19 protein-coding genes are annotated in these 11,304 nt (G+C 64.2%); 18 read left to right on the top strand and 1 reads right to left on the bottom strand.

Going from position 1 to position 11,304, the window contains the following annotated elements; genetic code table 11:
- The first annotated feature begins 11 nt into the window (after nt 1-11).
- Together LO55_RS26565 and LO55_RS26130 are read left to right on the top strand one after the other, a co-directional pair.
- Nucleotides 12-740, top strand: coding sequence for a hypothetical protein (locus LO55_RS26565; protein ID WP_143054621.1), 729 nt, complete (start codon nt 12-14; stop codon nt 738-740).
- A 275-nt stretch (nt 741-1,015) separates the two neighbouring features.
- Nucleotides 1,016-1,384 carry a DUF2513 domain-containing protein gene (locus tag LO55_RS26130; protein ID WP_083415556.1) on the top strand — a complete coding sequence of 123 codons (369 nt, stop codon included), beginning with the start codon at nt 1,016-1,018 and terminating at the stop codon, nt 1,382-1,384.
- Between the two features lie 369 nt (nt 1,385-1,753).
- Here the strand turns inward: LO55_RS26130 and LO55_RS24975 are convergent, their stop codons facing one another.
- A complete protein-coding gene (locus tag LO55_RS24975) occupies nt 1,754-2,119 on the bottom strand; it encodes a hypothetical protein (RefSeq protein ID WP_218145999.1) in 366 nt (121 codons plus the stop codon).
- A gap of 545 nt (nt 2,120-2,664) precedes the next feature.
- Between LO55_RS24975 and LO55_RS24980 the strand changes: the two genes are divergently transcribed.
- The 16 genes from LO55_RS24980 to xth all read left to right on the top strand — a co-directional run bounded on the left by LO55_RS24980 (nt 2,665) and on the right by xth (nt 11,249).
- The gene (locus LO55_RS24980) at nt 2,665-3,102 is read left to right on the top strand and encodes a hypothetical protein (protein ID WP_071363540.1); all 438 of its coding nucleotides are present in this window, start codon (nt 2,665-2,667) and stop codon (nt 3,100-3,102) included.
- Between the two features lie 68 nt (nt 3,103-3,170).
- Entirely contained in the window at nt 3,171-3,368 is a 198-nt protein-coding gene (locus tag LO55_RS24985) for a hypothetical protein (RefSeq protein ID WP_071363541.1), read from the top strand.
- Between the two features lie 83 nt (nt 3,369-3,451).
- Nucleotides 3,452-3,574: a hypothetical protein gene (locus LO55_RS27225; protein WP_267873250.1), complete on the top strand. Its 123-nt coding sequence runs from the start codon at nt 3,452-3,454 to the stop codon at nt 3,572-3,574.
- Between the two features lie 28 nt (nt 3,575-3,602).
- The gene (locus LO55_RS24990; protein WP_071363542.1) at nt 3,603-4,502 is read left to right on the top strand and encodes a recombination-associated protein RdgC; all 900 of its coding nucleotides are present in this window, start codon (nt 3,603-3,605) and stop codon (nt 4,500-4,502) included.
- The gene (locus tag LO55_RS26835; protein WP_177185577.1) at nt 4,499-4,672 is read left to right on the top strand and encodes a hypothetical protein; all 174 of its coding nucleotides are present in this window, start codon (nt 4,499-4,501) and stop codon (nt 4,670-4,672) included. Before LO55_RS24990 ends, LO55_RS26835 begins: the two co-directional genes overlap by 4 nt.
- Complete coding sequence (locus LO55_RS24995; protein WP_071363543.1) at nt 4,669-5,058, top strand: hypothetical protein; 390 nt, start codon at nt 4,669-4,671, stop codon at nt 5,056-5,058. The genes LO55_RS26835 and LO55_RS24995 overlap by 4 nt, the downstream gene beginning before the upstream one ends.
- 106 nt (nt 5,059-5,164) lie before the next feature.
- Nucleotides 5,165-5,293, top strand: a complete 129-nt coding sequence (locus LO55_RS27230; protein WP_267873251.1) for a hypothetical protein — start codon at nt 5,165-5,167, stop codon at nt 5,291-5,293.
- Entirely contained in the window at nt 5,290-5,487 is a 198-nt protein-coding gene (locus LO55_RS25000) for a hypothetical protein (protein ID WP_071363544.1), read from the top strand. Before LO55_RS27230 ends, LO55_RS25000 begins: the two co-directional genes overlap by 4 nt.
- Entirely contained in the window at nt 5,487-6,761 is a 1,275-nt protein-coding gene (locus LO55_RS25005; protein ID WP_071363545.1) for a hypothetical protein, read from the top strand. The genes LO55_RS25000 and LO55_RS25005 overlap by 1 nt, the downstream gene beginning before the upstream one ends.
- Nucleotides 6,758-7,282, top strand: coding sequence for a hypothetical protein (locus LO55_RS25010; RefSeq protein ID WP_071363546.1), 525 nt, complete (start codon nt 6,758-6,760; stop codon nt 7,280-7,282). Before LO55_RS25005 ends, LO55_RS25010 begins: the two co-directional genes overlap by 4 nt.
- Complete coding sequence (locus tag LO55_RS25015; RefSeq protein ID WP_071363547.1) at nt 7,279-8,940, top strand: hypothetical protein; 1,662 nt, start codon at nt 7,279-7,281, stop codon at nt 8,938-8,940. The genes LO55_RS25010 and LO55_RS25015 overlap by 4 nt, the downstream gene beginning before the upstream one ends.
- The gene (locus LO55_RS25020; protein ID WP_143054622.1) at nt 8,937-9,164 is read left to right on the top strand and encodes a hypothetical protein; all 228 of its coding nucleotides are present in this window, start codon (nt 8,937-8,939) and stop codon (nt 9,162-9,164) included. Before LO55_RS25015 ends, LO55_RS25020 begins: the two co-directional genes overlap by 4 nt.
- Entirely contained in the window at nt 9,157-9,966 is an 810-nt protein-coding gene (locus LO55_RS25025; RefSeq protein ID WP_071363549.1) for a Lar family restriction alleviation protein, read from the top strand. Before LO55_RS25020 ends, LO55_RS25025 begins: the two co-directional genes overlap by 8 nt.
- A complete protein-coding gene (locus LO55_RS25030) occupies nt 9,963-10,160 on the top strand; it encodes a hypothetical protein (RefSeq protein ID WP_071363550.1) in 198 nt (65 codons plus the stop codon). Before LO55_RS25025 ends, LO55_RS25030 begins: the two co-directional genes overlap by 4 nt.
- Before the next feature lie 6 nt (nt 10,161-10,166).
- Nucleotides 10,167-10,343 carry a helix-turn-helix domain-containing protein gene (locus tag LO55_RS26135; RefSeq protein WP_083415557.1) on the top strand — a complete coding sequence of 59 codons (177 nt, stop codon included), beginning with the start codon at nt 10,167-10,169 and terminating at the stop codon, nt 10,341-10,343.
- Between the two features lie 138 nt (nt 10,344-10,481).
- Complete coding sequence (xth, locus tag LO55_RS25035) at nt 10,482-11,249, top strand: exodeoxyribonuclease III (RefSeq protein ID WP_071363551.1); 768 nt, start codon at nt 10,482-10,484, stop codon at nt 11,247-11,249.
- Nucleotides 11,250-11,304 lie beyond the last annotated feature (55 nt).

Here is an 11,304-nt window from a genome sequence, read left to right on the forward strand (position 1 = left end):
GGCACGCTTAGATGCCGACTATCGATCTTAGCCAAATGCATAAGAATTTTCCGCTCGCAGTTTTCGCTTTGCTAGGCGCGAGCCTCGTCGCCTGCAGTAAGCAGGAGCCATCGACGGCGGCGCCGCCATCTGCAGAGGCGCCGAATGCGGCCCCCGCCAGCCAGCCTCAGAAGGCACCTCCCGCTGCGGCGAAGATATACGACGGCCCGTTCGGACTGGCTGCAGGCATTTCCGCTGCCGAGCTAAAAGCGATCGGCTTCGAAGAAGTTGACTCTGCGCCGGGAATCTACAGGGGCAAGCCTCCAAAGCCATTTTCCGATCCTGGTGAGTATGTTGTGTTGGCTGCGCCAAAAGCTGGACTATGCCGCATTCGTGCCACATTCGACGTGAATAACGTCAATGGCGCTGGAGATCAAATTAGATCCAAAGTCGATCAGCTGGCTGAAACGATGCAGATTAAGTATGGGAAGCATTCGGATAAGGTGAATTACATATCCCGCGATGTGTACCGCCGAAACCCGGAATTCTGGATGATGGGCCTGAAGGAAGAGTCTGTGATGTACGGGTTCGACTGGACGGCGGGGAAAACCCAGCAGCCAATGCCCCAGGGCCTCTCCAATATCGAGATCGTTGCAGTCGCGCTGGATGGGAGCAGCGGAATGGCCGCGATTCACTACAATTTCGACAACCGTGATGAGTGCATGAAGGAACTGAAGGAGCAGAAGTCATCTGCCCTGTAAGCACTGCCGACCATGCCGCTCCGAACCCGGGTCTGGTCAACACCACCAGGACGGCCACCGCATCACCTGGTGAACTGAGGTGCGGTGGGCATTGAAGCATGGATGGATCGCAAAGACATCGTCACCTGCAGGGTCCAGCACGTGACGCCGAGTGGCCGGGATCTTGTGACCGACGTCGGTGCCGCGAGGCGGCGAAGTGCAAGGACTGTCAGTCTGAATTGCAGGTAGGATAGCGGCGCTACGGCACGCCTGGATGCCGATTTTGAGGGGAAGTTATGAAGCGTGACATGGACTTGGTGCGGAAAATTCTCATGGTGATGAGTGAGAATGAGCAGGGGCCGAACGTTAAATGGACCGAACTGCTTCCCGACTATACTAAAGAACAGATTTACCATCACGCGCACTTAATGGCCCAAGGAGATCTCATCGATGCCGCAGATGCGACAAGCCTCAGCGATAGGCTTCCGATGGGAATTCCAACATCAATAACTTGGAAGGGCCACGAGTTTATTGACTCAATCCGCGACCCTAGCCTTTGGGCCTCAGCCAAGAAAACCGTTATCGGACCTGCCGGAGGCGTGGCATTCACCGTCCTTCTTGAATGGGCGAAGGCAGAGACACTGCGGCGTCTAGGTGCCGCCTGACAGCCTGGGCGCAGTTGAAGTAGCACATGGCGCCGTGCTGCACTAGGCGCTTTCCCATCGGATCTTTTGTTCGCTCGGCGCATTGCAGTTGACTGCGCGCGTTCTGCTCCCATTCAAGGACAAGGGACATCAAGACGGCGCGGCCGGCGCCCCCCGCGATCGCTGCTGCCATTGTTCCCAGCGACTCCCCAATCGCGAGTAGGCGCTGACACTCCTCGCGCTCGATGGCATCGACCTCTTTCCTGGCAGCCTGAAGTACCTCGACTGCAGCTCGCCAAGGTAGCGCACCCGCGGCTACCTCGAGCAGCTTGTCAGCACATTCCAAGTTTTTCCTCATTCCGATCTCCTCACCCGCATAGCGCGGGTATGTTATGCCCAAGGGGCAGGCCGCCTTCCCCGGTGCCGTCGTGCTTTGCGCAGCACGAACCCTGACACCACTCTCGATACTGCAGGCTCAATCGCCGTCGGCGGCTGGAGCGGGCGCGGCGAGGTCTCGCCCGCGCGCTTGACTCCGGCCCGCTGCGCCTTCTCTTCAGCCGCGCGGCGCGCCACCTCGGCGCAGGCAGTCAACTTCTCGAGCATGACCTCGTTGATCTCGACGGCGCCGTATCGCCGGGGCCAGCCAGCCTGCAGCGGGTATGGAATGCCCAGCAGTGTGGCCTCGCCCCGCGTCAGCGCCTTTGCTTTCTTTCCCCTCTGCGCCAGGTAGCCCGATAGGGTCATTTTTTTCGCCATTCGCGGCCTTTTTTGTCCTGCACCTTGTATAGGTACTAACAACACCGAATAGAGGTACTTCTTAGCTACAGTATCTGATCATCCTCTAACTTCAACCCCTGTCTGGGTTTCGTACTATCGGGGGCTGGGACGAAGACTCAGCTTTCCTATAGCGCTGGGTCTTTACGTGGATATCGGTACGCCGTATCTACGACTCGTCAGCCTTTCCGGTCCGCAGGTGCTAACTTCGCTGCCCGCGTGCGTATCTCAGACCATTCCCACAGTACGCCTATCCCCTCACCCCTGCCGGCGGTTCCCGACGAGTGAAGCGGCTGATGCCGTCAGCTCGGTTCTTGCTCCTGGGCGTCGGCGGTTTCCCCTCCCTGCTCCAGGCTTGCAACCAGCCAGACTCGGCTGATGGACGAAGTATAGCGAAGAAATTAGCGCGTCGCTATATTTTTCACTTTACATACTTTAGCGATTCGCTATAATCGATCTTGTACCAAGCGAGCTCAAGACGTCCTATGCGATTCCGCAATGTCTTGGGCAGTGAACTGGAGATCGAAATGACCAAGCAGTGGGATGACGAATACCTGAAGGGCGCCTTCGCCGACGAGATCGCGCTGGCGAAGCTACACCCGAAGTGGCGCCGCACATTCAAGGCGCCGACGACGCTGACGCTCGACGCGCCACTCGTTCACGTGCAGCGCACTAGCACCTTCGGCAGCAGCGCCACCTCGCCGCGGCTGACCTTCTCGACCGTGGCGCCGCAGGTGCCGCCGCACTGGCGCCGCAGTTGGATGGCGGCCGGCCCGCTCAGCACCGAGCTGGGCCTGAGCGTTCGCCACGACCAGGACGACGGCACCGTGTCCGTTGGCGTGGGTGGCGGCCGGCGCAACGTGACCGAGGCCTATGCCGACCATCCGAACGCTGATGCTGCAGCTATGGCCGCGATCGTGCGCGCCGCAATCCAGCGCCTGACGGAACTGCGCGACGCGCATTGAACCTTTTTCGCTCAGTCGAGCCGCCGGCACGGCGCCAGTGCATAACTTGAACGACCAGGAGATCGAAGATGCTTCCCAACCAAAGCCAACAGATGCAGCGCGCCCACTCATTGGATCTGGCGCTTCGCACGCCGGGCGTCTGCAACGGCAGCGACGTGCTGAAACTGGCTGCCGCGTACCAAGCCTACATCATCGGCGGGACGCCGGAATCTGCCGGCGCCGGTGAGGTCAGTGCCAAGCCTGTCGAAGCGACCGACAAGGCGTAATCCGAGAACTGGCCGAAGCACCTTTGCCCGGCACGACCGGGCTTTGACAGTGAAAGCACCTCAACAACATCTTGGAGATCGACATGATCCGCTTCCTGCTCTTCTACCGCCTCGACTGGTGCGAGCGCCACCCTAGCCTGATGCTGGCCCTTCTGGCTGGCCTGATCTGCCTGGGCGGCGCCATCGACCCGAGCGCCCCGCTTTAACCACGACCTCAACGACAAGGATCCGCAAATGTTCTTCCGCAACCTGCAGGTGTATCGCCTGCCAGCCCCCTGGGCCATGACGGCCGAGCGCCTGGCCGAATATCTCGCGCCACAGGCCTTCGTGCCGGCGTCGAGCAACGAGCTGCTGCGTCAGGGCTGGGCCGCGCCGCGCGGGGCCGGCGAGCCTCTGGTGCACGCCGTAGGCGGCCAGTTCCTGCTGCAGCTGGTCACCGAGAAGAAGGTGCTGCCGGCGAAGGTGATCAACCAGGTGGCCGCTGCACGCGCCGATGAACTGGAGGAGCAGCAAGGATTCCGGCCGGGCAAGAAGGCGATGAAGGAGTTGAAGGAGCGCGCCGCCGACGAGCTCCTGCCGCGCGCTTTCCCGATCCGCTCTGCCGTGCTGGTCTGGATCGATCCGAAAAACGGCTGGCTGGTGGTCGATGCCGCAGGGCCTGCGAAAGCCGACGACGTCGTCAAGCTCCTGCTCAAGGCGGTCGACAAGATGCCGCTGGAATCGCTGCGCGTTCAGCGCTCGCCGGTGGCCGTGATGACCGGCTGGCTGGAAGCCGACGAGGCGCCGCACGGCTTCACGATCGACCAGGATGCGACGCTGCGCGCCACCGGCGAGAGCCGCGCCCAGGTCGGCTACAAGTCCCACACGCTCGAGCCGGACGACGTACGCCGCCACATCGCCGCCGGCAAGCAGTGCACCCGCCTGGCCATGACTTGGAACGACCGCATCAGCTTCGTGCTGACCGACTCGCTGGCGATCAAGGGGGTAAAGCCGCTCGACGTCTTGAAGGAAGCGGAGACGCCGGCCTATACCCAGGACGAGCGCTTCGATAGCGACTTCGCCCTGATGTCGGGCGAGCTGGCCAAGATGCTGGCCGATCTGGTCGAGGCTCTGGGCGGGGAGGCAAAGGCATGAAGACGAAACGCACCCGCCGCGCGCCCAGCGCCGACTGGCTGGCCATGACGCAGGCCGACCGTGAAGCGGTCCGCCAGGCGCGCCTGAACGCACAGTCGCCGCGCCGCCAGCGCGAAAACGCCGCCGAGAAGGCATACGCGAACGCCAGCCCAAGGAGCTCCACGAAATGACCCTGACCAGCACGCCAGCACCAGCCCCCGACGCGCTGCAGCGCCGCGTCGACGACCTGCCCTTGCCCGGCCAGCCGCTCTACTGGGGCGAGGACGGCACGCCGCTGCCTCCCTCGAGCGTCGTCTACCAGTACCGCCCGCAGGCCGACGAGCGCCACCGCCTCTGGTCGGACATCACGACCCAGGAGCTGCTGGCGTACGTCAAGGCGGCGCCGGAGCGCTTCGAACTGCGCACGCTCTTCACGGTGTCGGTCGAAGACCTGGCCCGCGCGCCGCTGGCCACGATCTTGGAGGCCCGGCTGCAACTGGACCGCATCAAGGCGGCCACCGAGAAGGCGATCAGCGGCATGCGCGAAGTGGCGCGCGAAACGGCGGTGAAGCCATGAACCGCCCGTACAGCGAGCACGACCTCGCCGCCGCCAAGCGCTTCACGATCAAGGTGCTGGCCGTGGTTGTCGTCTGCACCGCGGCGATCGTGAACGGGTGGCCGCTGTGAAGCGCCGCCTCGGCCAGGCCCTGGCCTTCGTGATGGCCTTCCTGATCATCGTCGGCGAGGTCCAGCGCAGCGAGGCCGCCGCCGACGAGCGCGCCGCCCGCGCCATGTACGGAGCCGGCAAGTGAGCTTCGAAGCCCTGCGCGTCACCTACCAGTGCCCCGAGCAGCTGGCGCGCCACCTGTACGACGAGCTGGGCGCCGCGCGCGCAGAGATCGCCCGGTTCGAAGCCGCGCTATCGCTGGCCGAGGCCCAGCGCGACAAGCTCAAAAACAAACTGGCGCCGCCGCCCGCGCGCCGCACATATCGAGGAGAGAACTGATGAACCAAGCAATCACCACCACCGCGAGCGACGACCTGATGACCGGGACCGGCGCGCCGCGCCCGATCGGCAGCCCAGTGTACGAAGCCCAGGCACGCGCAGCCGCGGCGTGGGCCACCGGCCGCTCCTGGTCGATCCTGCTCACCAGCGCGAACCATGGTGTCGTCGGCCCGCTGGGTCATGTCTTCAAGCACGCCGGCGAGCACCACGAGCGCGTGGTCGTGGTCGAGGTGCCGACCGGCGCCGGCGCGCCATCCGACGAGGTCAACCTGGTACTGCGCGCTGCCCCGGCCGCCGAATCCGGGGCTTGCGCTTTACTGACGGATGAGCGGGCAGCATTCGAGCGCCACGAACGTGGATCGAACCTGCGGCGCGTGGGCGTCGATCGCGACGGTAGCGGCGGGTGGTACGAGAACCCCTGCGTGCAGAGCGCGTGGGAAGGCTGGCGGGCGCGGGCTGAGGTCGCGGCACAAGCTGGTCAGGTAGCGCCGGCCGATGGCGATCTGCTCGACGTGGCGCGCACCCTGTGCACTATCGCAGCGCGCCGCACGGAACTACCGGCCGAGAAGCGAAAGCACTACCCGCACGCCGACGAAGAAGGTTCGCCGTTGCTCGCCGTCGCCCGCGCCGCTTGCTTGGCGCGCGGCTATACGGAGGATGGCTTAGCGGCTCCAGGCGTCATTTATCCTGTGCCGCCGGTAGCCGGTCAGGTAGCGGTGCCGGAGATGACCGATGCGCAGATTGTCGCGGTGTGGCAGGCCATGCCCGGCGGCCCTGATGGCTGGCTGAAGCAGTTCGGCTACCTGCAATTCGCTCGCGCTCTGCTGGCCGTCGCGCCTGTGCCGTGCGCAGCAGGCCTTCTCGAAGAGATCGCGCAGTCCTGGGACGGTTGCGAGTACGACGGCGCCGGCGCCGAGACGATGGACATCGGCGCTGCGCTGCGTCAGCAGTTCGCGCGCTTTACCGCTGCTCCCTCTGCGCCAGCAGTAGCACAGCAGGCGCCAGCCTGCTCTGTCGAAGGTGCCGAAGAGCTGCCGCTGTGCGTCGGCACCTGCACCAAAAACGGCGCGTGCATCGAGCGCGCAGCAAGCCAGCCGCTGATCGGCAAGCTGCTCGACCAACTCTCCGGGATGCCGGTGCTGTGGGGCCTGGGCGAGCCCGGCGCGCTGGTGCGCCACGGCGATGTGTTCAAGATGCTGATCGACGCTGGCAAGGCTGAGCGCGCCCAGGAATCTGCGCATGGCGTGCGCAGCCAGGAAGGCGGTGCAGCGTGAGCATCACCGAACGGCAGCTGGAACTGCTGCACCACACACTGGGCGTGCATCCAGAGCGCAGGGAGTCGCACCGAAATTACTTCGTGGCCGGTCCGGGGCACCATGACCAGCAGGATCTGGAAGCCCTGGAGGCCGTCGGCCTGATGGAGCGCGGCCGTACGCCAGCATTCCTCGACAAGGGCGATGTGGTTTTCCAGTGCACCGAAGCTGGCCGGGCTTACGCGATTGATAACCTGCCGCCACCTCCGAAGTACAGCCGCTACGAGGAATACCTGCGGTCGGAGTGCAGCGAAGGATTCGCGTGGTGGCTCGGCATTCGGGTGCCAAGACTCGAGATGGACTTCCAATGGGGCAAGCCGACGCAGTACCGATACACCCGGCGTGATGGATACGAGTGGGTAGACGTTCGCGGCGAATGGAAGTCGACGAAAAAGGAAGCGAAGGCCAGCTACAAGGCTGCCTTGAAGAAGCATCAGGATGAACAACGCGCGTGGCGCAAACTGAACACGGAGCCAGCATGACCACCACCCCATCCCCTGAACTGCCGGACCTCGACAGAGGGTATTTCAAAGGAAAGCTGGCCATCATCGTCCGTGACCTGTCGCATTACACCGCGCCAGAAATGGCACGCGAATTGGTCCGACTGGCAAAGGCGGCTGACGAGAGCGAAGCCGTAAAGGAAGCTCGCCGCGCCCAGCCAGAGGGCGAAGCGCCGCAAGCCGCACCGCTGCGAGCCGACCACCGCGCCACCATCGAGGAGGCCGCCCAGGTGCTGGAGTCGGCCGCCGCGCACAACCGCTTCAAAGGCCGCACCGTGCTGGAGCACCAGCAGCAGGACCGCGCCGATCGCCTGCGCGCCATCCTTTCCGTCCAGCATGCGACGCCATCCACCGCAAGCCGCGACGCGCACCAGCTGGCCAGCCTAATCCTGCAAGATCCCGACGGCGGCCGAATGGTCATCAGCAGCCCGCTCGAATCCGGAGCCGACGGCGCAATGTGGTTCACGGCGACCAACCCGGAGACCCGCGCATCCGCGCGCATCACGATCTCGATCGAGCATGACTACGACCCGGCGACCGCTCAGCACGCAGAGATCGGCGCTCCAGCACCAAATGCCGAGCGCGTCGACGCCATCGTCACCGGCCTGTATCGCCGCTTCAAGGACTGGAGCAAGCGCGGATTCGGCCCGGACGATGTGACGTGGTGTGAGGTCAAGGCCGACGTTATCGCGCTTATCGCGACCGGTGCGGCAGAGAGCGGCGCTCAGGCTGGCGAACTGCCGCCCCTGCCTCAAGGCGTGGAGTTGGGCTGGAGTACGCGCAATGTGCGGATCATGGGCTATACCTATTCCATGATGCAAGACTACGCCCGCCAAGCCCTCGCCGCTCAGTCCCAAGGCGCACAGGCGCTGCCAGCCGCACGCGCTGGCGATCCTGACTTGGACGCCGCTCGCTGGGCCGAGGTCTTCTACCGCAACGCCGAAACGTTCACCGTGCGCGACCTGGGCATCGTGCGGGCCGCATGGAAGGAGGCAACCCGCCGCGCTTCTCTTGCTGCGAAGGCCGAAGCGCCGGCCGAGGATGTGCTGGGCCAGCAGCGCTGGTCGAAGGAAGCCGAGATGCTGGAATCGTGGTCGAAGCCGGCCGCCCAGCAAGCCGCAGCACCTGGCGCGCCAACGGATCAGGAGCGGGCCGACTTCGAGTACTGGTATGTCACGCACATCGATGGTGCCGAGATTGGCAGCGCCGATTGCGCCGCGCGGTGGTCGACATGGCTGGCACGCAGCGGCGGCTTCTACAAGGCGCCGAGCGACTGGTTGATCGCGCCTATGCCGTGGGCTGCCCCTGCCGCTGACATCGTGGCCGAGTTCGGCGCAGCACCTGGCGCGCTGCCTGATCGCTGGAGCTGGAGCAAGCGGGGCATGGAGCTGGACCCGAACGGCTACTACGTCGCGTACAGCGCCCCCGGCACACCGGAAGCGCCGAGCGATACCGAACGCATGGACTGGCTCGACCAGAACATATTCCATCGCGGAATGGACGATCTGGATGCGATGCGTCGGAAGGAGACGTGGATGTGGGTGACGTTCGCACCGAAGGGTGTTCAGGGGACGGCCCGGAGCATCATCGACGCAGCGCGCGCCGCCCAGATCGACGGCGGCCAGGGAGAGGGGAAATGAGCGGCCCGGCAGGATTCATGGCTGGGCCGAAGGCGGCTCCCACCCAGGAAGATTTTAACGAGATCATGGCCGGCATGGAAACCGTCTATGCAGACTGGGCCAAACACATCGAAGACAGCGCGCCGACCTGTCACTTCACCAAGATGCAATGGCACATGGGCGAGGACGAGAGCTGGTACGAATGCCGCCACTGCGGCCACACGAAAGGAACCGACCATGGCTAACCCCTCCCATGACCTGCTGCCATGCCCGTTCTGCGGCGGCGCGGCGCGCATCGAGAGCAACCGCGACTGGCATCGGATTTACGCCGCCCACGACGACGAATGCGTGTTCGACGCTGACGACCATGCACTGATGTATCCGGCCCAGCCAGGCTACCTGATCCAAATCGCAGAGGACTGGAACCGCCGCGCCACCCCGCCATCGCCCAGCACCGCGCCCGAGGCATGGGTGTACGAATGCAAGCAGCCGCACACCGATCCGGTGATCTGGGCCGAGTTCTTCAGCCGCGAGAAACCGAGCGACGCGCCGTACATTCGCAACGCTCGACCGCTCTTCGGGAGCGCCCTTGCTTCTCGCCCTGCTGAGGTGGACGACGAAGGGCTGCCGGCTTTGCCAACGGCGTTCGTGCGTATCGACATGGATGACGGCTCGATATGGGGCCAGATTCAGGACGAATATTGGGAAAACGAGCAGCAAATTTCGCTCGGGATAGACGATCCCTTGTTCACCGCCGAGCAGTACCGCCAGGGCCAGCGCGATGCGGTGGCGGCGGATCGGGCGCGGCGCGAGGTGGACGGCAAGATTCCTCGCGAGAGCAACGACGCCCTGATCAAGCTGGCCAAGTATTGGAAGCTCGACGGCGACTGGATGACCTGCAGGGGTTGCCGACGCAGCCTGATCGCCTCGCGCGACGGCGAGGAACTGAACCACGGCGACGGCTGCAAGTTCTGGGATCAGCACCATCCCTGGGCACAGCTGCGCGAGCTGATCGCGCGGCGGCCGCCGGCGGAGAACACGCCGTGAACCTGGACCAGATCACACACCTGGCGCGCCGCCAGCACCAGTGCGCATTCTGCGGCCGGACCGTGCAGGCCGGCGAGCGGTATGTGCGGACCCAGGTGCCGGGCGGCGGGCGACTGCAGAAGCGCGCGTTTCACCAGGGCTGCTATCGCGGCCTGGTGGACAGCGCCAGCAAAACGAATTCAGCGAAGGAGTAAATACAAATGGAACAAGCCCTGTATCGAGTCAGCAACGCAATGAAACTTCTCGACGTCTGCCGCGCCACGATCTACCGGATGGTCAGCCGCGGCGAGCTCGAGCTCGTCAAGGTCGGGCGCAGTACGCGCATCACCAGCGTCAGCATCGAGCGGATCATTAACGGCGGGAAAGCAAAAGGCTGATCGGGTATCATGCGGCGAAACTGTCTCTTGCTGTTGCTTTTCGGCTCATCTGATATTTGTAGCTAGACTTGTAGCTAATTCAGAAATCAAGCAGCAAGAGGACCGCAAACCCGCATGGATACTGCATCGCACCGCCCAATGAAAATAGTTACCTGGAATGTTAACTCCCTGAAAGTCCGACTCTCGCATCTTCTGCAATGGCTTCAGGCCAATCCGGTCGACGTGCTCTGCATCCAGGAGACCAAGCTCACGGATGACAAATTCCCCCTGGCCGAACTGAACGCCGCCGGCTACCAGGTCGCGTTTTCCGGCCAGAAGACCTATAACGGCGTGGCCATCCTGTCCAGGCACCCGATCGAGGACGTGGTCAGGAACAACCCGCATTATGAAGACGCCCAGCAGCGCCTGCTGGCGGCCACGATCCGGGGCGTGCGCTTCATTTGCGCGTACGTGCCTAACGGGCAGGAAGTCGGTTCCGACAAATATACGTACAAGCTGGCCTGGCTGGACGCGCTGCGCACCTGGGTGGCGGCCGAAATGGCGGCGCACGAGCGGTTCGCGATCCTGGGCGACTACAATATCGCGCCCGAAGCGCGCGACGTGCACGACCCGGCCGAATGGGAAGGCCGCATCCACTTCTCGCTGCCCGAGCGCGCCGCGCTGCAGGAACTGATGGCGCTCGGCCTGTCGGACGCATTCCGCCTGTTCGAACAGCCCGAGAAGCAATACAGCTGGTGGGACTACCGCCAGATGGCGTTCCGCCGCAACCGCGGCCTGCGCATCGACCACATCCTGCTGTCGAAGGCGCTGGCCGAGCGCTGCACCGCCTGCCATATCGACCGCGAGACGCGCAAGTGGGAGCAGCCGTCGGATCACGCGCCGGTGGTGGCGACGCTCACGGATTAAGTGCCTATCCCGGTAGCGCGTAGGGTTGGCGGGTTCCCCGCCGACGCGCCCGGCG

It is taken from the genome of Massilia timonae (assembly GCF_001866515.1).
GTDB classification, from domain to species: Bacteria; Pseudomonadota; Gammaproteobacteria; order Burkholderiales; family Burkholderiaceae_D; genus Telluria; species Telluria timonae.